Origin of the sequence: Actinoplanes aureus (genome assembly GCF_015704865.1) — a bacterium.
In the GTDB taxonomy this organism is placed as follows: Bacteria; Actinomycetota; Actinomycetes; order Mycobacteriales; family Micromonosporaceae; genus Actinoplanes; species Actinoplanes aureus.
The window spans coordinates 1-24,957 of record NZ_JADQTO010000033.1; the positions used below are offsets into that span (position 1 = coordinate 1).

Below are 24,957 nucleotides of genomic sequence, written 5' to 3' on the forward strand. Positions count from 1 at the left end.
CAAGATCGAACGCTTCCACCGCACCCTGGCCGACGGCTGGGCCTTCGCCAAGCACTACACCAGCGAAAAAACCCGCCGCGCTGCCCTACCCGGCTTCCTGCACGACTACAACCACCACCGGCCCCACCGCGATCGGCAAGCTGGCACCCATCACCCGGTTGAACAACCTGGCTGGACATCACAGCTAGCGCGGCCGCCGCATGCCGGCGGTAGACGCCTCTGCGGCTACCAGCCTGTCGGCGGCCTCCAACGCGCCAGGCCCAACGGCCTCGGCGATCATCGGGCTCACCGGTTTCGGCCGTGAAGTCGACAATTTGCAGCTCTGCAGATGAGTCGAGCGCGTGTTGATCTTGTTTTGGGGTAGTGCGTGGCGGGTGGCGGGGCGCTCAGGATGATCGTTCGTGAGCCGATCCCTATGGACCTTGATGACCTTGCGCAGTCCCAAGACCGCCAGCACCCGCTGCAGGGTGAGGTACGCGGCTACACCTCCGAGGTCGGCGTGCCGGTGCGCAACGCGGCGGCTGACGAGCCGGGGACCGGCAGGTACGCATGGACGCTGCCGGTCAACGGTCAGGACCAGCACATCCTGATGCCGGACACCGACCTGGCCGGCGGTGAAGGGCCTGAGCTCCGCAGCGCCCTGCCTAAAGATCAACGACTCCTGGTCATGGTGGAACGACGCCGCCAGCGCCGCGGGCCTGTCCGCCCAGGGTGGGCTATCCGTTACACTGCCGCCGTGACCGGGATCTTGGTCGGCTACGCCCGCTGTTCCACCGACAAGCAAGACCTCGAAGCGAATCGGCAGATCCTGCTCAACCTCGGCGTGAGTGCCGGTCAACTCTTCCTCGACCGGGCGTACTCCGGCACCAACCGCGCCCGCCCCGGCCTGGACCAGGCCCTCGCCGCAGTCCGCCCCGGCGACACCCTCGTAGTACCGAAGCTGGACCGGCTCGCCCGCTCCGTCCCGGACGCCCGGCAGATCGGCGACTCCCTCGCCGCGCGTCGCATCCGGCTTCAACTCGGCACGATGATCTACGACCCGACGGACTCGATGGGCAAGGTGTTCTTCAACATCCTGGCCACCTTCGCCGAGTTCGAGATCGACCTGCTGCGCCTGCGCACCCGCGAAGGTATGGCGATCGCGAAGGCCAAAGGCAAACTCAAAGGCCGCGCGCCGAAGCTGTCACCGACCCAGCAGGCACACCTGGTCAAGCTGCACGCCGCCGATGAGCACACCATCGTTGAACTGGCCGAGCTGTTCGGCGTGTCGCGCCCGACGGTGTACCGGGTACTCGAGCGCGCCGCGGCCACACGGTCGAGTACCGCCACGTGATGCTTCTAGACAGCACGGCGCAGCGCGAGAGCGACACGACCGTACGGCTGCGGGTCACCGGCGAGGTGGACATGAGCTGCGCAGAGCAGCTCGTGTCCGTAGCGTGGGAGGTCATCACGGCCGGGCAGGTCCACGCGATCCTGATCGACTTTGCCGCCGCCGGGTTCCTTGACGCCGCCCGGCATCACCGCGCTGCTGACCGCACGCCGCGCCGCCGGCGAACACGGGAGCAAACTGCGGGTGGCCGACTCCCACAGCACCGCGCGGCGCGTCCTGAGCCTCGTCCACGTACTCCCATTGCTGGAGGGCGCGCTTCCCGAAGCCGTGTGACTTCTCCTTCCCGCTCTGACAGGTCGACCGGCGACCCGGCCGCCACCCACCTTGCCGGGCCTGAAAGCCCCTTTCTCGGAAAGTGAGCACCACACCGTGTCGATCAGCACTGACAGCACCGCCGCCCGCACCGATCCGGCGCGACTGGCCGCGGTGCACCGCTACGAGATCCTCGACGCTCCCACCGACGGCCAGTTCGACACCATCGCCGCCGCCGCGGCCGCCGTGTGCGGCACCCCCATCGCCACCGTCAGCATCGTCGACGCTGACCGGGTGTGGTTCGCCGCCGCCAAAGGCCTGGACGGTGTGACCCAGGTCGGCACCGAGCCTGGGCTGTGCGCCTCGGCGTTCTGCGCCGACGACCCGTACGTGGTCACCGACGCCGCCCTCGACCCGCGCACCCTCGACCACCCGCTGGTTCGCGGCGAACTAGGTCTGCGGTTCTACGCTGCCGCCCCGATCGTCACCACGGACGGGCACCATTTGGGCACCGTCACCGCAATCGACGCCATGCCGCGGGAGCTGACCGAGGCACAAACCACGGTGCTCGGCCATCTCGCCGACCAGGTCGCGCAGCATTTGGAGCTACGCCTGGCCGCCCTCACCGCGGTACGCGCCGAACGACAACTACGCGACGACGCCGAGCAACGCGCCGCCGCCGCCGCCGAACTCGCCGACCGGATGCGCGCCGCCGCCGCCACGCACGCCGCCACACCACACCCCGAGCACTGCCAGCTCGGTGGCAGCAACGGGTGCACCGCACCGGCCGAACTGAAGATTGCCGACTCGTGGGGCGACTCCGCATGGGGCTGCACCGCCCACGTCGAGGAAGCAATCATCAACGTGCGATCGGTGTTCATCGCCAACGAAGAACTCGGCGGGCTGAGCGCCTACCTGCACCGCTGAACCGCCGCGGGCAGGGCCGCCGAAGCCGACCGTCGACCAACTCGCTCTGATCCACGCCACCCTCTTCCCCTGGAACAGCGATGGCAGCCCGGGCGCCATGGCTGAGGTTCCACGCCCGGCTCTACCAGCGGTTCATGGCGGCCCGTAGCACTACCAGGCGATTACGGGCCGCCGGCTATCGACGTATTCATTGAGCAACGCACACCGGGCGCCGGAGCTTAACCTGGGCATGACAGCGCCGCCCGCGCCCCCAGGCCGACTGCCGCCGCCCGATCACGCCGTAGCCACTGGGGGAACGATGCCAGCAGGATCCGTACCGCTGCGCAGCGCGGAGCCCGCACTGCTCGAGTCGCCGGCAGTGCTCGCCGCCGCGTTGGAGGCCTACTTCGCTTTCGACGCCACCGGGCGGGTGGTGGCATGGAACCCCGCGGCCGAGACCACATTCGGCTACAGCACGGCGCAGGCATGCGGCCGATCGATCGAAGAGTTGATCGTGCGGCCCGAGGCGCGGGTGGCGGGCCGCGCGGAAGTGGCCGCGTTGGCGTGCGGCGAGCCCGGGCAGACCCTGGACCGGCGGCGGCAGTGGATGGCCTGGCACGCCGACGGCCACGCGTTCCCCGTTGAGATGACCTTGACCGCCACCGACGAACCCGGCGGGCGGGTGTTCCACGCATTCGCCCACGACATTACGACCGCCCGGCGCGCTCGCCGCTTCACCGCGGTCGAGGCCGCCGTCGCCCGGGGCCTGGCCGAAGCGGACTCGAGCGCGACCGCCGCGGCCCGGGTGGTCGAGGCCCTGGGCGTGAAGATGGACTGGCCGGTGGCCGAGCTGTGGCTGGCCGACGACGACCGGCAGCTACTGACCTGCGCCGCCCGCCACGTGCAACCGGGCCGGCGGCTGCGTGACTTCGCGCTCGACCAGCTCGAACCCCGCGTCGGGCTACCCGGCCGGGTCTACGCCGAGGCTCGCTCGCTGTGGATCCCCGACCTGAGCGCCGACAGCGGATCGATACGCAGCCGCGCCGCCGCCCGGGCCGGACTGCGCGTCGCGGTCGGCGTCCCGTTGTGCACCGGCCGGCACATACTCGGAGCACTGTGCATCTACGGCGACCGCGCCGAAGACCCCGAGGACACCCTGATGAGCCTGCTCAGCGGCCTGGCCGCGCAGGTCGGACAGTACGTGGAACGACGCCGCGCCGAAGAACTCACCATCGAACTGGCCCGCACCAAGGACGAATTCCTGGCCATGGTCACCCACGAACTGCGCAACCCACTGGCGGCGATCACCGGCACCGCCGCACTGTTTAACGACGACCTCGACGAACTGACCCGTGACGAGCAGCGCGAGTACCTGCAGATCATCACCCGCAACGCCGAACGGCTGTCGATCATGGCCGAGGACCTGCTCGACCTCGCCCGCCTGGAATCCGGGCACCTGGCCATCAACGCCACCGCCACCGACCTGTGCACCGTCATCGAGCAGGCCGTGCACGCCGCCACGCCGGCCGAGGACAAGCAACTCACCATCGCCCTGCACCTGCCCGAGCAGCTCGAGTTGTACGCCGATCCGCACCGGCTGCGCCAGGTCGCCGACAATCTCATCGGTAACGCGATCAAATACACGCCCGCCGGCGGCACCATCACCATCACCGCTTCCAGCGACGACGTCGAACAGAACATCAGGTGGACCGTCGCCGACACCGGCATCGGCATCCCCGCCGCGGAACGACCCCGGCTGTTCCGCCGCTTCTACCGCGCCTCCACAGCCCTGGACCTGCGCATCCCCGGCACCGGACTCGGGCTGGTCATCACCCGCGCCATCGTCGAACGCCACCACGGCACCATCACCCTGGCCGAGCACCACGGCCCGGGCACCACCTTCACCGTCGACCTGCCCGTCAAACCGCAGTGATCCGACACGAAAGACGGGGCGAATAGGCGGACCGACGACGTCCCGCTTGGGACACGATCATGTCGTCATCGATGACACGATCCTGCCGCTCAACAAGCCGTTTGGCCGATCGCGCCAAGTCGACAAGAGTTAGTCGAACATAGGTTCGACTGACTCACCAGCCCACACCGTCGGTGGGGTGACTCTGTGCGGACGAAGCTGCACGCTCGCCTGACCGGCAGGAGCTAGGTCATGGGCGCCTTGATGCCCAGGAGGCGCACGTACCGCTGGCCGAACTTGCCGCATCGATCTGTCATCCCCGGACCAGGTGCTCTTGAGTCAGCGCAGGCAGGATCCGGCCACTGAGATCATCCTTGCGCCCACATACCACCCGATGATCCGATGTCCCTATATCGGCAGGTCAGCGGCTATGGCTAGCCGCCCCTGCAGGGAGCAGGTTTGGGTTGCATCCGGCCGTCCACATCCACCTGCGTCTCGGTCACGTTAGCGCAGGTCATCCGCCGGGCGTGGCGCGGTTGGATACTCGTTTCGGCCGCGCTATCGGGATACCAATCTGCTCCGTCGAGACTCGATCTCGGCAGCCGCGAGCACACGTGCCCCCGGCCGGCAGCCGACGTCGGCAACTCGTCTACATCATGGACCGGCGTTCTGATCACCGCTGAGCGCAGACCCGGGCCGCCTGTCACCGAGGTACCCCTAGCCTTGACCGGCGGAGCGGGTCATGGGCGGGACGGTGTGGACATGGCGGACCTCGCCGAGCCGTCTGCCCTCGCCATCAGCGAACGCAGACGCATGGCTACCGGCGACTCTGCCCCGCCTGAGCGGCTACTTGAGCAGGGCGATAATGGCCGCCACCGCCGCGACTCCCGCCATGATGGTATTGGCCCACGAGAGCCGGTAGGCGTTGCGTGCGAGGTTCTCCGTCGCCTTCATCGCCCGGTTCCGCTCCCGGCGGTCGAGCTCGGAGAGGTAGTAGTTAACCCCCACCGCCGTGTGCTTTGGCAGCTCGTCGTGCTCCTTGACCAGATCGTCGTCGGGAGTATTCCGCAGCTGCTCGATGTTCTTGGACACGGGCTTAGGGTAGGACGACGGCACCACTGGTCATCCAAACAAGTGAGCACCTGGAGCCTCGGTTCCGCGGCCTACCGTGCGGTGTCGGCGTACAGGTTCCGACTCGTACGCCCACACGCGGCCGGCTCCGGGTGTGGGCTCGACGAGGGATGGCCGCCGGTGGCGTCGTCTGCGAGGTCTGCGGTGCGCCAGCGGGGCCCGGCCATCACACTCCACCGGGGGCATCACGCCCCAGCAGGAGAGCGTCGCCGTAGCGGACATGTCGTCGACATCAATTCCGCCGCCAGGCAGCCGTCGCGAATCCCGCTGACGTCGAGATGACGAGCCAGCCCTAAGTGGTCCCGACCTCCGCCGGGGCAGTCAGTCAGACCAGCACGATCAGCGCGTTGGGGCCACCACGCGCGTCGCGACGGTTAGATGGGCAGGACAGTCAGCCGTGATGGCCAGGCGTCCCCGTGGGAAGCAGTTTAGGAATCGGCTGCTGCGGCCGCGCTCGATCTCCACCGAACCAGTGTGCGGCCGCCCCAAAATCCGATGCCTCGTGGCCCACAGGGCTCCGTTGCGTTGAGCGAGGCAGACTTGGGCGGTGAAGTCGTCGATCCGCTCATCGCGTTGGCTGCCTCCGACTTCGGCGTTCGCCGGCTTCCGGTTTCCGGCCGAGGAGATCGTGGTGGCGGTGCGCTGGTACCTGCGTTACGGGCTCTCCTACCGTGACGTTGAGGAGCTGCTCGCCGAACGCGGCGTCGAGGTCGACCACGTCACGGTCTATCGCTGAGTGCAGCGTTTCACTCCGCTGCTGGCCGACGCCGCCCGGTTCCGCCGTCACCGTCCGGGAGACAGGTGGTTCGTCGACGACACGTACGTGAGGGTGAACGGGGTCTGGCGCTACGTGTACCGGGCGGTCGACCAGTACGGCCAGGTCATCGACGCTTTGGTGTCGGCCCGCCGCGACAGTGCTGCGGCTCGCCGGTTCTTCACCCGTGCTCTACGGATGCCGCGGGTCACGCCGGGAGAGGTGGTCACCGATGCCGCGCCGGTCTATCCCGGCGTGCTCGACGAGCTGGTTCCGTCGGCCTGGCACCATGTCGAGCGGTACGCGAACAATCCCATCGAGGCGGACCACGGGCAGCTCAAACGCCGGCTGCAACCGATGCGCGGGCTGCAGACTGATCGCACAGCCCAAGTCATCATCGCCGGACATGCCTTCCTGCAAAACCTGCGCCGCGGCCACTACGAACTCGCTACCGACGCCCCGCCGGCAACGCGGGTCGCCACGGCCTTCACCGAACTCGCCGCAGCCATCTAAAGGCACTCTTCACCGACCAACCCGCGCCCCGGATCGATGAATGCAACAGCCCCCCGACTTACCTGCCCGGTGCGTCACGGGTATCCGCACATGCCGAGGTGAGTGCGTTGGATCATGCCGATGAGGGCCCATTCGCTTATGTAACTGACGTAGCTGACGCACCCCCACTTGGATGGGTTCGCCGTTCTATGGGTCCCCTCAGTTTGTATTGGCTGTCCACCGGCCGGCGCCGATGACGCGACGGCGGACACGATCCCCGGCGCCGACGGTTCGGCCGTCGGTGAGTACCTTTCGCATGCCTATGGCTGGACAATTGATCGTGGGCACGATAGGACAGCAGGTTCGGGCTCTCGGCCGAGGGTGCCGAACGGATGAGAGGTCGGCTTGCCAGGTTTTGCCTTAACCGCTTGGGTTACCACACTCAAGGTGTTCTTGATGCGAACGAACGTGCCGATGAGTGGCGGCCGCCGGGATCATCCGCCCGATGTTGCCTGGTTGCAGCATTTCGACGGCGACGGTGTATCGCAGTTGCGCCGGACATTGCACTGCTGGGCCGAGCGGGCCGGGCTCGACGGGGACACGCTGGAGGACTTCCTTACCGCGGCCTACGAGCTGATTACCAACGCGGTGCGGCACGGCGGCGGCCACGGCACCGTACACGTGTGGACGCAGGCCGACGCGGTGGTGTGCGAAGTCCGCGACGAAGGTCCGGGTTTCTCGGTGCCGCCGCCGGCCACACTGCGTCCCCCTGCGGCGAACGTGCCCGGGGGTCGGGGTTTGTGGCTGGCTCAGCAACTTACCCACACGTTGACACTGCAAAGCAGTAAAGCAGGTGTGACTGCCTCTGTTACGGTGCTGCGTCAGGCTCAGGCGTCGGCAGGTCAGTTGCGGCGTTAGCGTAAGCGCGCCTTTGGCGGGAGTACGTTCGCGCGTCTGCACGGTCATGGTGAAACGGTTGGCGCATCCGGCGCATCGTTTCGTCGCTGCGGTCCATGCTGAGCCCGTTGTTCGAGGGCGCAGAACGGCGTGGTGACGTATTTCGCCTGTTTGCTTCAGCGGCTTTGTCATTCTGGTATGGGAGTGTCGATTGCTGTTTGTCGGCGTATGGCGAGTACGGCGATGTCGTCCAGGGGCTGGTCGGGGCCGAGGCGGGACATCACCGTAGCGCAGACGGCTTCTGGGTTGTCGGGTGTAACGACGTCGATCAGGTCTTTGATACCGACGTCGATGATCTGGTGGCGTCGCTCGACGAGGCCGTCGGTGTAGCTGAGCAGGAGCGCACCGGCCGGTAGTTCGATGGTGGTCGCGCGCCGCGGGCTTCGGAAACGGCCGACGCCCAGAGGCGCGTCGACGGGCAAGTCCAGGAGAGCGGCGGGTCGGTCCGGTAGCGCGATCACTGGGCGTAGGTGTCCGGCGGAGGAGATCCGTACTGATTGGCGATCGGGAGAGATCATTGCGTACAGGGCGGTGGTGAGGGCTCCCGCCTCGAAGTGCTGGATTTTACGGTCGAGCAGAGTCAACGCTTGGGCAGGATCCTCGGTGTTGAGGGCATAGGCGCGTAGGGCGCTGCGGATGCGGCCCATTACGACCGCGGAGGCAAGGCCGTGACCGGATACGTCGCCGATGACCATGCCTACCCAGCCCGAGGGGAGGCGGAATACGTCGTACCAGTCGCCGCCGATGCCGAAGGTGTGGCCGGGTACGTAGCGGGCGGCCATCTGCAGGCCGTGGATGTCGGCGAGTTGCGGGGGCAGCAGGCTGCGTTGCAGGGCAAGGGCGGCGGTCTGTTCCGGTTTGCGGAAGCGAATCTGTCCGGCCGCGCTGGCACGGTCGGCGGCGTGTTCCAGCAGAGCGATGTCGTCGGTGGTGAACGACCGCGGGTGCAGGGTGCCGATGTGCAGCACCCCGATGACGTCACCGGCGGCGAAGATCGGTACGCCGAGCAGCGACCGGATTCCCTTGCTGAGTAGCAAAGGATTTACCACGTCGGCAGGCGTGACGTCGGCGATGATCACCGGCTGGCGGGTCTGGGCCACTCTGCCGGCGAAGCCGCGACCGATCTCCAGCCGGAAGGCCTGCCGGACTTCTTCCTCCAGGCCTTTGGAAGCGGTGGCGACGAGCTGGCGGGTGTACGGGTCGACCAGCAATACTGCGGCGGTGTCCGCAGAGAGCACAGTACGGACTCGTTTCAGTAACTCATCCAGTAGATCGGCGACATTGAGCCGGGACAACGCGGTGTCGGTGATTGTCTCCAGATGGCGCAATCGCTGCTGGTCGCGTATCGCACCAGGGGTATTCATGGCCGAAGCCTAGTCTGCGGATAGCTCACTCGCCTTACCCGATCTACTGGGGGAATACGGCCGTCATGACGTCACCGACCGTATCTGTATGGCAATGGGGTGTGGCGGGAGGTCGTCATGCCGGTGAGCATCGGTAGGTCCCGTCCGTTTCATGAATGTCGTTCGCCGTCTGGGCTCAGCTTCGTCACGGCTAGGCAGTGTGTCGAAGTCGGATGTGTGGTCTGAACTGGCCTGACGTGATTGGGTGTGTGTCGGAAATCGACAATGAGTGAGGTCTCCGGTAGTTGGTTCATCGACCAAGAAAACCTGCACCGGAGACCTCGTGGACACGATAGCGGTGACCAGGCGGCACGACCTGACCGACGCGCAATGGGCGGCACTGGAACCGTTGCTGCCCGGACCTGTCCGGCCGGGGCGGCCGTCGTTGTTCAGTGAGCGGCAGTTGATCGATGGGATCCGGTGGCGGGTCCGTGTCGGCGCCCATGGCGGGACGTACTGTCCTGTTACGGATCATGGTCTGCGGTCGCCGGGGTGTTCCGGCGGTGGCAGCGAGCCGGGGTCTGGGCGCAGATCCTGACCGCGTTGCAGGCTGTTGCCGACGCGGCCGGGCAGATCGTCTGGGACGTATCGGTGGACTCCACGACCGCCCGGGCGCATCTGCACGCCGCCGGCGCACGGAAAAGGGGGATCTGCAGGCTGCGCCGTACCTGCTCGTGCGGGAGCTGACCCCCCTGCTCGCCGCGTCCGCACCGGTCCGGGTCGTCAACGTCGCCTCCATGGGACAGGCCCCCATCGACCTCGACGACCTGATGTTCACCCGCGACCACGACGCCGTGCAGGCCTACTGCCGCAGCAAACTCGCCATGATCATGGCGACGTTCGAACTCGCCGCCCAGCTCGAAGAACGCGGGATCACCGTCAACGCCGTACACCCGGCACACCTCATGGACACCTCGATGGTCCGCGAGGGCGGCCTCACCCCCGTCACCACCGTCGACGACGGCGTGCTGCCCACCCGCCAGCTGATCACCGACTCGGACCTGCGCGGCGTCACCGGCCGCTACTTCTTCCGGTTCGACGAGGCCCGGGCCCACGAACAGGCCTACGACCCGGCCGTCCGCGCAGCCCTCCTCGCCCGCACCGACGCCATGACCAGCGCCGCCGCGCTCACCCCGCAGCAGATCTGAAACAGGCCACGCCGCCGGATCTTGTACGGTGCCTGCGTGGAAGACGTGAACCTGCGCCTCGCGGTCCTCGACGCGCTCCTCGAGTCCGGTGCGATCCCGCGCGGCGACGTCGAGGCGCGCATCGGCGCACCGGCTGGCGACCTGGACGACGACGACCTGGACGACGACGACGATGACGAACGTGACTACCGGTACCGCCCCGAGGTGACCGAGGCGCTGCTGGCCGTCCCGGTCACCGCCGCACAGCGCGCCACCGTCACCCGCCTGACCTGGCAGGCGGGCTGCGGCGACGTCATGACCATGATCTGGAAGTACTGGGACGGCGAGAGCGACGAATTCTGCATCCGGTCCTTCGACGGCATCGCCGAGGCCCTGCCCCACCTGCGGGAACTCGCCGTCGACATGCACTCGGTCAGCGACCTCACACCCCTGGCCGGCTGCACGGACCTGCACACGCTGCACCTCGACGGCGGGTTCAGCGTCACCGACCTCGGGCCGCTCGCCTCGCTCACCGCCCTGCGTGACGTCTGGCTGGGCCACCAGGCGTTCACCGACCTCGCGCCACTGGCCGGCACCGCGATCGAACGGCTGGAACTGTTGGGCAACGGCGGCGGCGGCACCGGCCCCTGGGTGGTCGACCTCGCTGCGCTGCGCGACATGCCGGCCCTGCGGCAATTCACCTGCCTGCAGACCGTCCGCCGCGCCAGCGAGGTCATCCCGATGCGCACCGCGTTCGACAACGCACGCGTCCTGGAAGAGATCCAGGCCCGCGGCGTGACCGTTCGCATCAACTAAGCAGTGTGTCGAAGTCGGTCACAGCCACTCGTTGATCGCGGCGATGTGCAGTGTGGCTTCGTAGCGCACGGCGAGCTTGTCGAACCTGGTGGCGACGCCGCGTTGCGTTTGAGCCGGTTGATGCCGCACTCGACGGCGTGACGCTGTTTGTAGGTCTCGGGGTCGAAGGCCGGTGGGCGGCCGCCCTTCGACCCAAGTTTGCGGCGGTTGGCGTCCTGATCTGTCTTGGACGGGATGCAGGCTTTGATCCCACGACGGCGGAGATACCGCCGGTTGGCGCGGGACGTGTACGCCTTGTCGGCCAGGACCCGATCCGGTCGGGTCCGGGCCTCCCGCCATGCAGCCGGGGTACCCGGATACCGTTCAGGACCACCATGAACTGTGGGCTGTCGCCCCGCTGGCCGGCGGTCAGCACCAGCGACAGCGGTTTCTGGCCCTGCTCACACCCCAGGTGGACCTTTCACTCGCCGGGGGAACGTCGAGATACGTCGGGTGGGGCATCCCAGCCAGGGACTCCCGTACTGCGAACGACCAGGTAGACACAGGTTCCTGATAACAGTCTGGATACAGGCTGTGTGATTGCCGATTGCCGCCCTTGCGGCCGGGTATCCGCTGCTCGCCGTCGTCAGACGGCTTGAAGACGCCCCCCAGGAGATAATCATGGCTACGAGCACCCACCCCCACAACGAGAACGCCACCGTGAAAGGCGCCCGTTTCCGTGGTGAGGAAACCAAGCCGTCCTTCAAGACCACTGAGCTGGTCGTCTACGTGCTCGCGGTCATCGGTGTACTGATCGCCTCGTACGCCGTCGGTGACGGATCTGCCAACAACGGCGCTGACTACTTCGCTGCCGACAAGGCGTGGTGGTACATCACCCTGCTGACCATCGGCTACATGATCAGCCGGGGCCTGGCTAAGGCCGGCAGCCGTAGCAGCGACACCGACCCGCGCACGCACTGATCAAGCTGCAGCATCCGCGGGTGCGGTCGAGTCGTAAGGCTCGGCTGCGCCCGCAGCGCTGTGCGACCTGGCCGCCGTGGCAGCAGAACAGGCACGGGTGAGAGAGCGCTGCGAACGCCCTTAACTGCCGCGATAGTGCGTTTCGCCGGTGATGTGCGGCCGCGGACGGCACCCTGGTGACGGTAATGGTGGGTGGATCCGGCGATCCTGCCAAGGCCCGTACGGTGGTGGCTACCGCCTCACGGGAGGCCCGCGAGTTCGGTGTGCATTCCGGGATGCCGATGCGGATGGCCGCCCGTAAATGCCCCGACGCGGTGTTCCTGCGCACCGACATGCCGGCCTACCGGCAGGCTTCGGCCCGGGTCATGGCCACGTTACGGGATTTACCCGTACGGCTTGAGGTCTACGGACCGGACGAAGCCTTCCTCGGCGCTGACATCGACGACCACAGCGGCTCGCGGCCGACCTCAAGGCGGCGGTCCTCGATCAGATCGGGTTGACCTGCGCGGTCGGGGTCGGCTGGACAAGAACCAGGCGAAGATCGCCGCCCGGTTCGCCAAGCAGGACCCGGCCGGCATCGCCACCCTGACCGACGAGACCTGGATGCCGGTGATGGGCGCCCGGCGGGTCGGCGATCTGTGGGGCGTCGGGCCGAAAACGGTCCAGAAACTCGACGACTTGAGCCTGCCGACGATCGCCGACCTGGCAGCGGCGGGCCTCGAGACGTTATTGCAGCGCTTCCCGCTGCGGGCGGCCCAGTGGCTGTCCGTGATCGCCCGCGGTGGCGGTGAAACTGAGGTGGTGACCGAGCCATGGGTGGCCAAATCGCGTAGCAAGGAGGTCACGTTCGCCCGCGACCTGACCGAACGCGCGGACATCGAGCAACAGTTGACCATCCTGGCCCGCGAGCTCGGCACGGAGGTGGTCGCAGCCGGGCGGCAGGTGGTCCGGGTGGCAGTGAAGGTGCGCTCCTCGAGCTTCTACACGCAAACGCGCCAGGCGAAACTGCGTGGTGGTCCGAGCACCGACCTCGAGGTGATCTCTCGTGCGGCTTTGTCGGTGCTGGAGAAGATCGAGCTGAGACGGCCGGTACGCCTGCTCGGCGCGAGCTGTGGTCAAGAACCGGCAGCACCACCGACGGCATAGGTCGCCGGCCGTCCGGCATCCCTGGCCGTGCGACCACGAGCACGAAGGCCGGCAGCCCGCCGGCCTACTGGTGGAGCCCGTTCCAGCGCTCCCAGCGACCCACTCATGAGTCCACTTCGGCTCGGATGTGCAGGCGATCGCTCGACGACGTGACGCCCTAAACTGCCGATGAGCGGGCACTGCAGGAAGCCCTGCCGCAGCTGGTGAGGACTGGTCCAGCGCCTCTGCGTCTTCGCGGCATGGGTTTTGCGGGACCCTTGTTTACAGCTGGGCTGCCGTGCGGACGAGGCCGGCGACGGCGCGGGAGCGGCTGTGCGCGGGCCAGGCGAGAACGGTGGTGACGTGCGATGCGTCGGTCAGGGGGATGGCTGCGTGTGCGCTCCACAGCCACGATCGGGAAGAGGCGCAGAGGACGGCTAGCGTGTGCCCGAGGGCGATCAGCTGGGCCAACTGCGACTGGTCGTGGATCTCGGGGCCTGGGCCGGGTTCGTAGGTGCCGTCTTGACGGGGCCAGCGGGCGATCGGTAGGTCCGGCACGTCGCTGATGTCAGCAAGGGTCAGGGCCGTGCGCGCGGCGAGGGGGTGCCCGGCGGGCAGGATGGCGATCTGTTGTTCGGTCAGCAGATCCTCGGTGTCGAAGCCGGCGAGGGCGTCGAAGGGCTGCTGCATGAGTGCCGCGTCGGCGCGGCCATCACGCAACATTCGTGCCTGTTCTCCCATGCCGCACAGCAGCACGTCGATCTCGGCCGCCTCGGGTTCGGTGGCGTGGGCGTCGAGGAGCTTCCGCAACAGTTCGTGATTCGAGCCGGCCTTCGTCGCCAGGGTCAGGCGGTTCGTGGAGGACGCGGCGCGGCGGGTGCGGCGGGCGGCTGCTGCGGTCGCGTCAAGGATGACGCGGGCCTCGTCGAGTAGTACCTGGCCCGCACCGGTAAGCGTGACGCCGTGGCGGTTGCGTTCGAGCAGGGTGACACCGAGGCGCCGTTCGAGCTGCTGAATCGCCCGGGACAGGGGCGGCTGGGCGATGCCGAGGCGCTCGGCCGCCCGGCTGAAGTGCAGTTCCTCCGCGACGGTGATGAAGTATCTGAGCTCGCGGGTCTCCAGCGTGTCCACCAGACGACGGTATCGCGGTGATACCGGCCGGGTATGACAGCAAACCTAACCGGTGTAACGACAGCACTCGTCGCGGAGCCACCATCGGGTCATGAGCGATAAGAAAACCGCGTTGGTTACCGGTGCGAACAAGGGGCTCGGATACGAGATCGCGGCAGGGCTGGGTACCCGGGGCTACCGCGTGGCGGTGGGTGCCCGCGACCAGGCCCGGGGCGAGGCAGCCGTGAAGATGCTGCACGCCGCCGGGGTGGACGCGTTCGCCGTCCCCCTGGATGTCACGAGTGACCGGAGCGTCACCGAGGCCGTGGACCTGATCGAACGCCCGGGCGGACGCCTGGATGTTCTCGTCAACAACGCCGGCATCTCGGGAGAGACCGGACCAGGGTGGGTGCAGGATCCGACCACGCTCGACCTCGACGTCGTCCGCGAGGTCGTGGACACCAACGTCTACGGTGTGATCCGGGTGACCAACGCGATGCTGCCGTTGCTGCGGCGCTCGGCGTCGCCGCGCATCGTCAACATCTCCAGCAGCGTCGGGTCGCTGACCTGGCAGGCAGACCCGAACATCGAAGTCGGCCCGATCATGGCGGCCTACTCGCCGACGAAGTCGTACCTGAACGCCATCACCGTGCACTACGCCCGACAGTTCGCCGACACGAACATCCTCATCAACGCCGCCTGCCCGGGCCTGGTCGCGACCGACTTCACCGGCTTCCAGGGCCGGCCCGTCCAGGAAGCCGCGGCAACCGCGATCCGGCTCGCCACGCTCCCCGACGGCGGGCCGACCGGCTCCTTCTTCAACGACGACGGCATTATCCCCTGGTGACTCCAGCCTCGACGAGGCCGTGATCCGGACGTCCCACCACCACGGTCGGACATCCGGATCTGCCGCTGAGTCTGCGCGGGAACCCAGATGACCGACGCGAGCGACGGCGGCATACTTCATCCGGGCCGGTGGCAGGGCCGGGTTATTGCAGCACTCAGAGTCGAAAGCTGGGCACGCGCCGGCGGCTTGAAGGTGTGTGGGGCCAACGCCGTGCCGCGCCCCACTAGGGGTTCAAATCCCCTTCGGTCCGCAGCTTCCTCTTCTGCCGCGACGCGCGCGCCGACGTCCCGGCATGACGTCACGCTACGTGTATGCGTCTGCTGCCCGGGCGCACGACTTTGCCGAGGAGAGTGCGCAGTGTCATCACGCAAGAATGAGCCGGTTGAGCGAATGTCCGCAGGGGGTAGCCGGGCTCAGTTGCCGGTTGATTCATCTGTTGGTGGGTCGACAGTTACCAGTCGTCGGACGTGCGGCCACAGATCGTCGAGCGATCCCACGCCGCCGGCGAGTTTCGCCAGCAGCACGGCACCCTCGATCTGCGCGACCTGTACCGCGCCAGAACTGTCGCACGTGACGTGAGCTGGGATCTGTGGCCGTCACGCACGATCGAGAGCATGCTCGTACGCCTGATGTACTTGACCGTCGTCCAGATGTTCGGCTGGTTACCCCAAGCCACCCGCGGCGATACGGCGATGGCCGCCGAGCTGCTGGTCCTGCGCCACGAAGTCGCCGTGCTGCGTCGTCAGGTCGGTCGCCCGCGCCTGTCGTGGCCGGAACGGGCCGTGTTGTCGGCGCTGGTTCGTGCCCTGCCGGCCGAGTTGTGGCGGCATCGAATCGTCACCCCGGCCACCCTGTTGTCCTGGCACCGCCGCCTGATTAGCCGGCACTGGACCTACCCGCATCGACCCGGACGCCCACGCATCAGCGACGAGATACGCGACCTTGTCCTGCGGCTCGCCCGCGAGAATCCCGGCTGGGGGCACCGGCGCGTACAAGGCGAACTCGTCGGGCTCGGTCACCGGGTCGGCGCCGGCACCATCCGCCGGATCCTCGCCGCCGCCAGGATCGGCCCGGCACCCCGCGAGGCCGACACCAGCTGGCGGACGTTCCTGCGAGCGCAGGCGGCCGGGCTGCTGGCGACCGGCTTCTTCCACATCGACACCATCATGCTGCGGCGGTTGTACGTGCTGGTCGTGATGGAGATCGCCACCCGTCGGGTACACATCCTCGGCGTCACCGCCCACCCGACGGCCGCGTGGACCACCCAGCAGGCCTGCAACCTCGTCCTGGACCTCGGCGACCGGATCGACGGCTTCGGGTTTCTCGTCCGCGACCGAGACGCAAAGTCGCCGGTTCCTTCGACGCGGTGTTCGCCGCCGCCGGCATCGACGTGGTCCGGACCCCGCCGCGCACGCCGCGGGCGAACTGCTACGCGGAACGGTTCGTTCGTAGCGTCCGTGCCGAGGGCACCGACCGGATGCTGATCTACAACGAGCGGCACGCCCGCGGCGCTCTTGCCGCGTACGAGCGCCACTTCAACGATCACCGGTCACACCAGAGCCTCGACCAGCACCCGCCCAACCACGACCCAGACATGGTTGCGTTCGACGGTCCGCTGCGGCGAACACGAGTCCTCGGCGGCCTCATCAACCAGTACCGACGAGCGGCCTGACCCACTCAACAAAGCCGCAGGTCACGCGCCATAACCGTGGTATTGGCACGGTACAGGATGCCCTCGACAGCGAGGTCCAGCGTGCGTCCGCATGGGACTCGCGGTCGAACCGTCGTCTCGTCTCAGCCATGAACTCTATCCCTCAAGGCCTGGCCTCCACGCTGACGAGGGAAGGTCACATCCGGTGTTTCTGATTGGGACCGGCACCCCTATGGACTGGGCCTTGCAAGGTCCACGGCGCCTCATTGGCGGGGCCATGAATCGGGGCACGAGGGTCTAGAGTGGACGCGTGCTGGGAGTCGTGGCGGCCGCGCTTGGCGGTCCTGAGGTGTTGCAGGTGACCGAACTGCCCGAACCTGAGGCGGGGCCGGGGCAGGTGGTGGTCCGGATCCGCGCGGTCTGTGTGCACCCGGCTGACGTCGCCGCCACCACTGGAGAGATTCCTCGCGGGCCGGTTCAGCCGCCGTTCTCGCCCGGGTGGGACATCGCCGGCGAGGTGGCTTCGGTCGGCCCCGACACGACGGATTTCGGGGTGGGTGATCGCGTCGTCGGAATGATCCCGTGGTACTTGACCCGGGGCGCACCCGGTGGCTATGCCGAATTTGTGGCCGCCAACGCGGACTGGTTGGTGCGGCTGCCGGACGAGCTTGACTTCGTCTCCGCAGCCACGGTGCCGCTTAACGCCCAGACCGCACACCAGGGGCTGTCACTGGTGTCATTGGCCATGCTGCCGACCGGCAGCAGCATTCTGGTGACCGGTGCCAGCGGTGGTGTCGGCGGCTTCGCCACCCAGCTTGCCCTTCAGGGTGGCTACCGTGTCGTGGCCCAGGCAAGCCACGGCGATGAGCAATGGGTGCACGGTCTTGGCGCTCACGAGGTGGTTTCCCGTTCCGTCGATCTGGCCACGGTAGGGCCGGTGGGCGCGGTGTTCGACGCGGTCCCCGTCGGCGAGGCGGCGGCCGCTGCCGTCGAGGACAGGGGAGTCGTGGTCGCGACCCGGCCCACGCCGGCCATCGTTCCGGCCCGTGGTGTGCGCCAGGAGCTGCAACTCATCCGGCTCGACCGCGAGCTGCTGGCCGACTTGGTGGGGCAGGTGGCGGCCGGGCGCCTGCGCACGCGCGTCGCGGTCACGATGCCGTTGACCGAAGCGGCCGACGCTCACCGGCGGGTGTTGGCCGGTGGGCTGCGCGGAAAGCTCGTGCTGACGGTGGGCTGACGGGGAGTGCGGCGGCGACCGAGCCTGCCGCGGTGGCGGCCGTCAGCTCGCGGAATCACATGGCGGCGGAGGACTTCCGGTCCAGGTACGGATCGGCTTCGGCTCGGATCGTGAGACAGTTGGTGGGGATCGTGTCGACCATCGTGCCGGCGCCGTTCAGGCATCGGTAGCGGACCAGGGCCGCCCATTCGCAGGCGCTTTCGACCACTCCCGCACGACGGGCGCCACTCCGGTGCACCCACACCCGGTCGCCCGGCCGGCACGCCACTGCGGGTCCCGAGGCGGTCAGACCCGGCGGGGAGACGGGGATGGCGGTCGGCTCGTACGTCTCGATGTGGTCGCCGCTCTCGGTGGCTACGACCCAGGTGATACCGGCCTTGTCAGTGGTTTTGGCGTGCCGCTTGGCGCTGAACATCGCCTGGTCCGCGCGGCGCAGCAGGTCGGGAAGGTCGGCGGAACGCCCAGCCGGTACGACGCCGATCGAGGCGGTGACGGACAGGGTGTGACCCTGCACGTCCATCGGGGGCGCGATCGCAGCGCTCAGCGAGCCGGCCATCTCGTGCCACCACGCCTCCGGGACGTCGGCGCGCGGGGCGCGCGGCAGCGCGGCGAACTCATCACCGCCGAATCGGGCCACCAGGCGGTCGCCGAGGCAGGCGGCCATGCGCCGGGCGACCATACAGAGGACCTCATCGCCGGTATCGTGCCCGTAGGTATCGTTGATCGGCTTGAAACCGTTGAGGTCGAGGATCAGGACGGCCGACGACCAATCATCGCCGCGCAGCAGCTCCGGGGCGAGAGCGTGGAAAAGGCGGCGGTTGGCGAGTCCGGTGAGCTCGTCGTGGCCGGCCATCCATCGGAGCGAGGCTCTCTCCTGCTCCAGCTGCTGGACATGCGCCGCGAGTTGATCGATGCGAGCCTGAAGGCGGGCGGTTTCGGGCTCGGTCCCCAGCTGGGCGTTGTCTTGCGGTACACCGCCCGTGTCGGCGGCGGCAGGATCGAGGATCCGCATCGGCCGTCCTCTCAGAACTGCGGCGAACCAGCGTGAGCTGTCGAGTCGACGGCAACGGATTGCCAAGCGCCACAGTGGAATCATGGCAGTCGGACGAGGGGGCGTGCAAGATTTCACGGGGACAACTGTCGCGGTGACATAATGCATCCGAGGCGGGTTTCGGCTACTCTAGGTACGTGCACTTTCGTGGTGAAAGAGCCGCCCTTGGACGGAAAATCGTGATCCTGCACTTCGGGCGGACATTGAGGGCCACACCCGGTCACTCAATCGGTGACAGCTTGATTACCCACAGTGAGCACTCCAAAAGGAGGGGCACTGATGAGTAGCGAAACTGGCTGGATTATTTCGAGCAGGTCGACAGGCAACGGAGGCAGTTGCGTCGAGGCCCGCCGCCAGGGCGGTCTCATCGAGGTCCGCAACAGCAAGGCACGCGAGGCCGGCACCGTGGTGTTCACGATCGAGGAGTGGGACTCGTTCCTGTTCGGCGCCAAACGCGGCGAGTTCGACCAGCTCCTGACCGACTGATCACGCCGACCTGCTCAGGGCAGGCAGCCTCCATCAGCGGCACTTCTTCTGAGTCTTCTCCGCAGCCGCTCGCCGACGATCGGAGTGAGAAACCCGGCTGTGCCGGGGTTTCGTGAGGAGCAGTGTGACCGGCTTCCGATGTCGTCCTGTGCGCCCTCGCCCACGCGGGTCACGCCGTTTCTCGGTTCGTCCACCGGAACTCTCCGACCGGTACGGAATCTTTGCTGATGAGATCGAAGATCCGCCGATATTCGTCGACCTCGGCCTGCTCCTCCAGGTAGAGCGCACCGACGTGGGATTCGAGGTAAACCACGTCGGGATCGTCCGGGTCGTCGAACTCCAGGATCCGGAAGGCACCGGCCATGGCCGCGTGCGCCCCGACCGAGAACGGCAGCACCCGGATGTCGACCGTATCCTCTCGGGACAGCCGCCGTAGATGCTCGATCTGCCCCTTCATCACCTGTTCGCCGCCGACCGGCCGGATCAGTGCTCCCTCGCCGAGCACCGTCACGAGGCGGGCCGGTGGGGTGCGAGCGAAGAGCGTCTTCTGCCGCTGCATGCGGAGGTTGATGTGGCGCTCGGCGACGTCCGAGTCGGCCGGCTGCTCGGCGCCGAAGACAGCTCGCGCGTACTCCGGGGTCTGCAGCTCGCCGGGAACGACCTCGCCGTCGTACCCGAACAGTCGGGATGCGGACGCCTCCAGCCCGACGTACAACTTGAACCACTCGGGGATCACCGGGCTGGCGTCCCACCACTCCTGCTGTGACGTGCCCAGCGCGAGGTCGGCAAGCGCGTCGGTGATGCTCTGGTCCGCACCGTAGAGCCAGCAGAGCGCGCGTACGTTGGCCCCGGTGACCGGCACCTTGCCCGTCTCGATGCGGTGCAGCGTCGGCTCCGAGATGCCCAGCCGCGCTTCCACCACATCACGCCGACTCATCCCGGACGCCGTGCGTAGCCGCGTCAATCGCCGCCCCAACGCCCGCCGCACGACGCGTTGGCCTGTGACCGGCACGCCCTACCTCCGCCTAGCCAACCCATGTGGACGGTGACGCCGACCACCGTACCCGCAACCGCGCGTTGTCAACAGGCGACCCGTCGTTGCGCATCGAACGTGTTATGGGACGAGCCGGTGTTCGCGGTGATGCGTGCCGGCACGCTACGCCCCCGCGGGCCCCGCCCCGGCGTTGCGGCGCCGCCACCACGATCACCTCCGGCGGGAACCGGAACCCCGCGAATGCGGAAGGAGGAGGCGACCACGGACGCGACCGGGTTACGGACTTCAACCGGTCAACCATGCCTGAACATCTGGCCACCGTCCCAGCGCTCAATCGCCCAACGCAACAGCGCCAACGCGCGGATCACATCGCGCGCGGTGTCCTCGTGCGCGGCGACCAGACGAGCGATCGCCGGCACCGGCGTCCCCGATGCCGACGCCATGATGATCAACGCCCGGCGTACCCGGACCGACTAGTGTTTCCCGCGCCGCACGAGTTGCTGCAGCTTACGGCCTTCTTCCTGCGTCAACCGCCGTGCCCGTACCGGCTCGGCCACCAGACCACCTCACTCTCAACGGCCAACATCACCGCCGTCGAGAGTGGGTCCTCACCGCCTGATCCGATTGGACGTCGCCCGGCGTGTCACCGACCCGGTGAACGTTCATGGCCAGCGCACTAGTCACCGCCACCAACACTGCGTACCCGTCAGCCGTAAGCACCCTGACCTACCCGATTTCTCTTGATTACGTCCGGTCGTGGACACCCGTGCGGACCTTTGCGAACTGATCGCCCACGCACTCGACAAAGACCCGCACGCTCAGGTCGGCTGGGCCGACGGTGTACTCACCATCAGCGACACCGGCCCCGGCATCCCCGGCTCGTGCTCGCCCGCAGCTCCGAGATCGGCTAGATCCGGTGCGAGACCACCGACTACGGTTTCACCCCCCACGTCGAGGGCGCCGGCTGCTCGACGGCCGGCTTTCGTCACTGTCCGGCCAGGGCACCGAAATAGGTGGCCGTCACGTCCTTGCCGTTGCGCGACAGCACCCGCACCCGCCCACGCTCGACATAGCTGACCGCGCGCACCCCGTCGTACTCGAACTCGGAACGCCCACCCGTCCCCACCTCCGGCATACCCACCCGCTCCGGCTACCCGCCCCTGATCAAGAAGATGCCATCCACCCCTTGAACTACTCCCATGTAGTTCTCCCGCACCCGTCTCGACTGAATCCGATCATCCGATGGCATCGATCTCTCGACCGCGAGAACCTCGCCCCATGCCGGGCGAACTGAGCATCACAGGCCCCATCGTGGCCATCCGGATCGACGCCGCCGTCCGCACGTTGCCTGACCGGACTCCCTTGACGGACGACCAGGAGGTTCGGGTCATCGTGGCGGCTCGCGGTGAACCCGGCGCCGACACCAAAGTGCCTTCCGGGGAGTTCGTGCGGGCGCGGGAGAACGCCAAGGCCGAGCTGACCGGCATCTGCCGGAACGCTTTCGGCACCGACGAGGTCGAGGTGACCCAGCTGACCCTGCAGCAGGGGACCCTAGAGGTCTTCATCCTGGTCGCGGTGGCCGTCAAGCTGGTGCAAGATTTCGGGTCGCTTGCTCAGGGCATCCGCGAGATCGCCCGGCTGGTGCCGGAGCCGGTCACCCGTTACGTGCGTGCCGTCAGCACCTACGCCTTGGGACCACAAACCACGGTGACCACGGGTGAGCCACGCGTCGAGATGCAGGCCGGGTTGCTGTCAGCCCACCAGTCGCCCACGAATCCGGCGGCTCCCCGCGCCCGAGCCGGCCGTCGCCGTGGCCGGGCCGCCCAGCCACCGGCCGACGAACAGGCCCAGCAGGCGCAGTCCGCCCACGCCAGCACCACACCGCCCGAGCCGGAGAGGCGGCTGGTGGCGTACCTCTTGATCAGTCACGCCCTGCTGACGGTGGCCCTGGTGGCCACGGCCCTGATCCTCGTCGCCTGGCGCTCGTGAGGCGGGCGCCGGCAACAAGCGTCATGAGGATTCTCAAACTTTCAACTGTCTCGGGAGGTCGACGCTATCGACCTCCGGTCGTCGACAAGGCGTCAACCGATGGCGACGCGGTTGCACCAGAGGGCGGATCGGGCTTGTCCAGTCCGCAGCCCGAGGCGCAAAGTCGCTCGGTGAGGCGGCAGGAACTAACGGATCGGTCAGGCTTCCCCTCCGGAGAACGGCCACCGCAAGTGCAGTCATCACCGTCCTGGTGAGATCGGATGGGGTTTCTTGCTGCCTGCCTCCGGTGTGACCTCCTGCCCGCCCGCGATGACCGAAGGTCCGGGTGTTCGTCCTGCTCAGCCCCGGATTGCGGCCGGTCTTTCATCGTCAGCACATCTTCGGCAGCCGCTTCCGCCGTCTCCGCCGCGTCGTGTTCTGCCTGCACCGCCCGCGGTGTGATCGGCTGGTTGTCGGCGGTCTCGATCACGACGGTGCCCGCGCCGCAGACGATGACCGCGTCGCATCGGCGCAGATGTGCGGCGACGTCACTGGCGCTGCTGTAGTCGGCGAGCGCCGCGTTGCCGGCGATCAGCTGCTCGACGAGCCGAGTCTCCGACCAGTACACCCAGCGCGGCGCGTCCTCGCTCACCGGCTGCGCGCTGGTGTGCCCGTGCCGGCACCGGTAACCGGGTCGCCCGTTCACCCAGTGCCCGGCCAGCCGCCGCCTGCAACTGGCGCAGATCAGCAGGTCGGTCAGCGCATACCGGCGCTGCGAGCCGTTCTCGGGCACGGCCTGGGCGGTGATGCCCTGCGCGGCGGTGAAGTCGTCGTCGCTGACCAACGCCGGATGGGTGCGGTCCTCGGAGATCACCCAGTCGGAACGCGGATTCCAGATCCGGACCGGGCCGAGGCTGCTGCGCTTGTCACCCGGCACGGCTTCGCGGTGGTCGGTGAATTGCCGGTTCCACACCTGCCGACCGGTGTACCGCGGGTTCGCCAGGATCGCCGCGACCGTGCGCAGCGTCCATACCGCCTGGGCCCGGTGCGGGTTACGGACCCGGTCATACACACCCGGTGACGGGATCCGCCGTTCGTTGAGCTCCCGGGCGATCCCCGCAGCGCTCATCCCTGCGAGCCGGCGGGCGAAGATCCACCTCACGTGCGGAGCCGCCACCGGATCCACCTCGAGGCGATGCCGACGCCGGCCCCAGCTCGCCTGCATCTGGTTCGGATGCGGGCCTGCGTCGACCAGCTGGTAGCCGTACGGTGGGCGGCCGCCCTGATGCCGGCCCTGCTCGCGGACCTGAACGGCCATTGCCGAACGCACCCGCAACCGGGTCCGCAGCACCTCGCGCTGCGATTGATGACCCAGCAGCATCAACAACGCCCGATGATCCGGCTCATCGAGGTTGATCGGCCCTTCAACCTCCGGAAGCCACAGCTGCACCCCGAAGCCACGCAAGGTTTCGATCACCCGGCGGGCCTCACCGCCGGCGAACGCCCGCTCGAACTCCCCCACCACGACCGCATCGAACTCCCGATCCCGTGCGGCGGCCGCGGTCAGCAGTGCCGCCGCCTGCGGACGCTTCACCCAGGGCAGGCTTCGCGAGGCACCCGGGTCGAAGAACTCCACCACGATCCGGCCACGACCGGCGACCAGCCGCTGCGCCGCCTCCAGCTGCCACGCCCGCGACGACACCGGATCCTGATACTCACTCGTCGAGATCCGCCCGTAGAACGCGAACCGTAAACCGCTGACAGCGCGCGGTTGCCTATCGCCTCGGACTCGCGGTGCCGATGGCATGGCAGACACCCAAATGTCGAACGAACTCGGAGAAGAAGACGGAGAGCACGCAGGAGCAGACATCGCCGATCACCTCACAGCAGAGGAAACGAGCGGTTCCTATATCGATAGGAACCGACCGCCTACGCCGTCGCTGGCCGATCCGCCCAGGTCACCCCCACCACGCTGGGCATAATCCGACGACCACTCCACGAGGTGACAAGGCACTCCCAGACATCGCGACCCACTGTCCGCAAAGCCGCTGTACCCCTTCTCTTCCCGGACGATCAACGCAGCGGCAACCGACAGGGCCGCCGACCGGTGGGCGCCGTTGAGACTCTCGTCGCCTCCGGCCTGCTGCCGCAGCCACATCCGCGGCGGAAAGGCGTTCTCGGGCAGCACCACGTCGGGCCGGCGGCTCACCTTCTCGATGAACTCCCGCTCCGACATCTCCGACGTGGCCACCGCCCAGCTCAACGCGAAGGCCAGGCCTGGATCTGGGGACGGCCACCACCACCGAAACGCGTCTACCGGCTGAAAATGACGTACAGGATTTGAGGAACGGCGCACTAGGCGTAGCCGGCCGCCGACGACGCCCGGCC

Annotated in this window: 22 protein-coding genes and 6 pseudogenes; 19 read left to right on the forward strand and 9 right to left on the reverse strand. The window is 67.8% G+C overall.

Annotated features, from left to right (window positions below):
- The 4 genes and pseudogenes from I4J89_RS41795 to I4J89_RS41810 form a co-directional block, all read left to right on the forward strand.
- Positions 1-188 (forward strand): annotated as a pseudogene (locus tag I4J89_RS41795) (integrase core domain-containing protein); the annotation flags it as partial.
- Positions 189-367: 179 nt separating this feature from the next.
- Positions 368-1,333 (forward strand): recombinase family protein, encoded by a 966-nt coding sequence (locus I4J89_RS41800; RefSeq protein WP_309238710.1) that lies wholly within the window; start codon positions 368-370, stop codon positions 1,331-1,333.
- 426 nt (positions 1,334-1,759) lie between these two features.
- The gene (locus I4J89_RS41805) at positions 1,760-2,569 is read left to right on the forward strand and encodes a GAF domain-containing protein (protein ID WP_309238711.1); all 810 of its coding nucleotides are present in this window, start codon (positions 1,760-1,762) and stop codon (positions 2,567-2,569) included.
- 298 nt (positions 2,570-2,867) lie between these two features.
- A complete protein-coding gene (locus I4J89_RS41810) occupies positions 2,868-4,481 on the forward strand; it encodes a sensor histidine kinase (RefSeq protein ID WP_196419772.1) in 1,614 nt (537 codons plus the stop codon).
- A gap of 825 nt (positions 4,482-5,306) precedes the next feature.
- Here the strand turns inward: I4J89_RS41810 and I4J89_RS41815 are convergent.
- Positions 5,307-5,552 (reverse strand): hypothetical protein, encoded by a 246-nt coding sequence (locus I4J89_RS41815; protein ID WP_196419773.1) that lies wholly within the window; start codon positions 5,550-5,552, stop codon positions 5,307-5,309.
- 616 nt (positions 5,553-6,168) lie between these two features.
- Between I4J89_RS41815 and I4J89_RS41820 the strand changes: the two are divergent.
- A pseudogene (locus I4J89_RS41820) lies at positions 6,169-6,858 on the forward strand (IS6 family transposase).
- A gap of 435 nt (positions 6,859-7,293) precedes the next feature.
- Positions 7,294-7,755, forward strand: coding sequence for an ATP-binding protein (locus tag I4J89_RS41825; RefSeq protein WP_196419774.1), 462 nt, complete (start codon positions 7,294-7,296; stop codon positions 7,753-7,755).
- Between the two features lie 167 nt (positions 7,756-7,922).
- Here I4J89_RS41825 and I4J89_RS41830 read toward each other — a convergent pair whose 3' ends face one another.
- Positions 7,923-9,158, reverse strand: coding sequence for a PP2C family protein-serine/threonine phosphatase (locus I4J89_RS41830; protein ID WP_196419775.1), 1,236 nt, complete (start codon positions 9,156-9,158; stop codon positions 7,923-7,925).
- 322 nt (positions 9,159-9,480) lie between these two features.
- Between I4J89_RS41830 and I4J89_RS41835 the strand changes: the two are divergent.
- The 3 genes and pseudogenes from I4J89_RS41835 to I4J89_RS41845 form a co-directional block, all read left to right on the forward strand.
- Positions 9,481-9,845, forward strand: a pseudogene (locus tag I4J89_RS41835) (transposase); the annotation flags it as partial.
- A 26-nt stretch (positions 9,846-9,871) separates the two neighbouring features.
- A complete protein-coding gene (locus I4J89_RS41840) occupies positions 9,872-10,345 on the forward strand; it encodes an SDR family NAD(P)-dependent oxidoreductase (RefSeq protein WP_309238712.1) in 474 nt (157 codons plus the stop codon).
- Positions 10,346-10,381: 36 nt separating this feature from the next.
- The gene (locus tag I4J89_RS41845) at positions 10,382-11,140 is read left to right on the forward strand and encodes a DUF6892 domain-containing protein (protein WP_196419776.1); all 759 of its coding nucleotides are present in this window, start codon (positions 10,382-10,384) and stop codon (positions 11,138-11,140) included.
- An 18-nt stretch (positions 11,141-11,158) separates the two neighbouring features.
- On the opposite strand, the pseudogene I4J89_RS41850 reads toward I4J89_RS41845, so the two are convergent.
- Positions 11,159-11,600: pseudogene (locus tag I4J89_RS41850) on the reverse strand (transposase); the annotation flags it as partial.
- Positions 11,601-11,800: 200 nt separating this feature from the next.
- On the opposite strand from I4J89_RS41850, the gene I4J89_RS41855 reads away from it, so the two are divergent.
- The 3 genes from I4J89_RS41855 to I4J89_RS41865 all read left to right on the forward strand — a co-directional run bounded on the left by I4J89_RS41855 (position 11,801) and on the right by I4J89_RS41865 (position 13,246).
- Complete coding sequence (locus I4J89_RS41855) at positions 11,801-12,100, forward strand: hypothetical protein (RefSeq protein ID WP_196419777.1); 300 nt, start codon at positions 11,801-11,803, stop codon at positions 12,098-12,100.
- Between the two features lie 227 nt (positions 12,101-12,327).
- Positions 12,328-12,600: a Y-family DNA polymerase gene (locus I4J89_RS41860; protein WP_196419778.1), complete on the forward strand. Its 273-nt coding sequence runs from the start codon at positions 12,328-12,330 to the stop codon at positions 12,598-12,600.
- A 103-nt stretch (positions 12,601-12,703) separates the two neighbouring features.
- Positions 12,704-13,246, forward strand: coding sequence for a DinB/UmuC family translesion DNA polymerase (locus tag I4J89_RS41865; protein ID WP_196419779.1), 543 nt, complete (start codon positions 12,704-12,706; stop codon positions 13,244-13,246).
- A 261-nt stretch (positions 13,247-13,507) separates the two neighbouring features.
- On the opposite strand, the gene I4J89_RS41870 is transcribed toward I4J89_RS41865, so the two are convergent.
- Positions 13,508-14,347: a LysR family transcriptional regulator gene (locus I4J89_RS41870; protein WP_230860516.1), complete on the reverse strand. Its 840-nt coding sequence runs from the start codon at positions 14,345-14,347 to the stop codon at positions 13,508-13,510.
- Between the two features lie 100 nt (positions 14,348-14,447).
- Between I4J89_RS41870 and I4J89_RS41875 the strand changes: the two genes are divergently transcribed.
- The 5 genes and pseudogenes from I4J89_RS41875 (at position 14,448) to I4J89_RS41890 (ending at position 18,070) form a co-directional block, all read left to right on the forward strand.
- On the forward strand, positions 14,448-15,182 hold the full coding sequence (locus tag I4J89_RS41875) for an SDR family oxidoreductase (RefSeq protein WP_196419781.1): 735 nt from the start codon (positions 14,448-14,450) through the stop codon (positions 15,180-15,182).
- A 122-nt stretch (positions 15,183-15,304) separates the two neighbouring features.
- Positions 15,305-15,432, forward strand: a pseudogene (locus I4J89_RS41880).
- Between the two features lie 217 nt (positions 15,433-15,649).
- Positions 15,650-16,666 carry an integrase catalytic region gene (locus I4J89_RS51800; RefSeq protein WP_309238713.1) on the forward strand — a complete coding sequence of 339 codons (1,017 nt, stop codon included), beginning with the start codon at positions 15,650-15,652 and terminating at the stop codon, positions 16,664-16,666.
- Positions 16,573-16,854 (forward strand): integrase core domain-containing protein, encoded by a 282-nt coding sequence (locus I4J89_RS50440; RefSeq protein WP_309238723.1) that lies wholly within the window; start codon positions 16,573-16,575, stop codon positions 16,852-16,854. Before I4J89_RS51800 ends, I4J89_RS50440 begins: the two co-directional genes overlap by 94 nt.
- A 289-nt stretch (positions 16,855-17,143) precedes the next feature.
- Entirely contained in the window at positions 17,144-18,070 is a 927-nt protein-coding gene (locus I4J89_RS41890; protein WP_196419782.1) for an NADP-dependent oxidoreductase, read from the forward strand.
- A gap of 55 nt (positions 18,071-18,125) precedes the next feature.
- Here the strand turns inward: I4J89_RS41890 and I4J89_RS41895 are convergent, their stop codons facing one another.
- Positions 18,126-19,082, reverse strand: a complete 957-nt coding sequence (locus tag I4J89_RS41895) for a GGDEF domain-containing protein (protein WP_196419783.1) — start codon at positions 19,080-19,082, stop codon at positions 18,126-18,128.
- A gap of 318 nt (positions 19,083-19,400) precedes the next feature.
- Between I4J89_RS41895 and I4J89_RS41900 the strand changes: the two genes are divergently transcribed.
- Positions 19,401-19,607 (forward strand): DUF397 domain-containing protein, encoded by a 207-nt coding sequence (locus tag I4J89_RS41900; protein WP_196419784.1) that lies wholly within the window; start codon positions 19,401-19,403, stop codon positions 19,605-19,607.
- A gap of 169 nt (positions 19,608-19,776) precedes the next feature.
- On the opposite strand, the gene I4J89_RS41905 is transcribed toward I4J89_RS41900, so the two are convergent.
- The 3 genes and pseudogenes from I4J89_RS41905 to I4J89_RS41915 form a co-directional block, all read right to left on the reverse strand.
- Positions 19,777-20,619: a helix-turn-helix domain-containing protein gene (locus I4J89_RS41905; RefSeq protein ID WP_196419785.1), complete on the reverse strand. Its 843-nt coding sequence runs from the start codon at positions 20,617-20,619 to the stop codon at positions 19,777-19,779.
- Positions 20,620-20,912: 293 nt separating this feature from the next.
- Positions 20,913-21,158: pseudogene (locus tag I4J89_RS51805) on the reverse strand (IS630 family transposase); the annotation flags it as partial.
- 428 nt (positions 21,159-21,586) lie between these two features.
- Positions 21,587-21,742: a hypothetical protein gene (locus I4J89_RS41915; RefSeq protein ID WP_196419786.1), complete on the reverse strand. Its 156-nt coding sequence runs from the start codon at positions 21,740-21,742 to the stop codon at positions 21,587-21,589.
- Positions 21,743-21,879: 137 nt separating this feature from the next.
- Here I4J89_RS41915 and I4J89_RS41920 point away from each other — a divergent pair, with 137 nt between their 5' ends.
- Entirely contained in the window at positions 21,880-22,590 is a 711-nt protein-coding gene (locus I4J89_RS41920; RefSeq protein ID WP_196419787.1) for a hypothetical protein, read from the forward strand.
- A 64-nt stretch (positions 22,591-22,654) separates the two neighbouring features.
- Here the strand turns inward: I4J89_RS41920 and I4J89_RS41925 are convergent, their stop codons facing one another.
- The gene (locus I4J89_RS41925; protein ID WP_309238714.1) at positions 22,655-24,439 is read right to left on the reverse strand and encodes a recombinase family protein; all 1,785 of its coding nucleotides are present in this window, start codon (positions 24,437-24,439) and stop codon (positions 22,655-22,657) included.
- Between the last annotated feature and the right edge of the window lie 518 nt (positions 24,440-24,957).

Excerpts from the sequence above, each read along its gene's own strand:
- I4J89_RS41810 (WP_196419772.1), top strand. The coding sequence starts at position 2,868 with ATGCCAGCAGGATCCGTACCGCTGCGCAGCGCGGAGCCCGCACTGCTC.
- I4J89_RS41825 (WP_196419774.1), top strand. The coding sequence starts at position 7,294 with ATGCGAACGAACGTGCCGATGAGTGGCGGCCGCCGGGATCATCCGCCC.
- I4J89_RS41830 (WP_196419775.1), bottom strand. The coding sequence starts at position 9,158 with ATGAATACCCCTGGTGCGATACGCGACCAGCAGCGATTGCGCCATCTG.
- I4J89_RS41855 (WP_196419777.1), top strand. The coding sequence starts at position 11,801 with ATGGCTACGAGCACCCACCCCCACAACGAGAACGCCACCGTGAAAGGC.
- I4J89_RS41865 (WP_196419779.1), top strand. The coding sequence starts at position 12,704 with ATGCCGGTGATGGGCGCCCGGCGGGTCGGCGATCTGTGGGGCGTCGGG.
- I4J89_RS41875 (WP_196419781.1), top strand. The coding sequence starts at position 14,448 with ATGAGCGATAAGAAAACCGCGTTGGTTACCGGTGCGAACAAGGGGCTC.
- I4J89_RS41895 (WP_196419783.1), bottom strand. The coding sequence starts at position 19,082 with ATGCGGATCCTCGATCCTGCCGCCGCCGACACGGGCGGTGTACCGCAA.
- I4J89_RS41900 (WP_196419784.1), top strand. The coding sequence starts at position 19,401 with ATGAGTAGCGAAACTGGCTGGATTATTTCGAGCAGGTCGACAGGCAAC.
- I4J89_RS41920 (WP_196419787.1), top strand. The coding sequence starts at position 21,880 with ATGCCGGGCGAACTGAGCATCACAGGCCCCATCGTGGCCATCCGGATC.
- I4J89_RS41925 (WP_309238714.1), bottom strand. The coding sequence starts at position 24,439 with ATGTCTGCTCCTGCGTGCTCTCCGTCTTCTTCTCCGAGTTCGTTCGAC.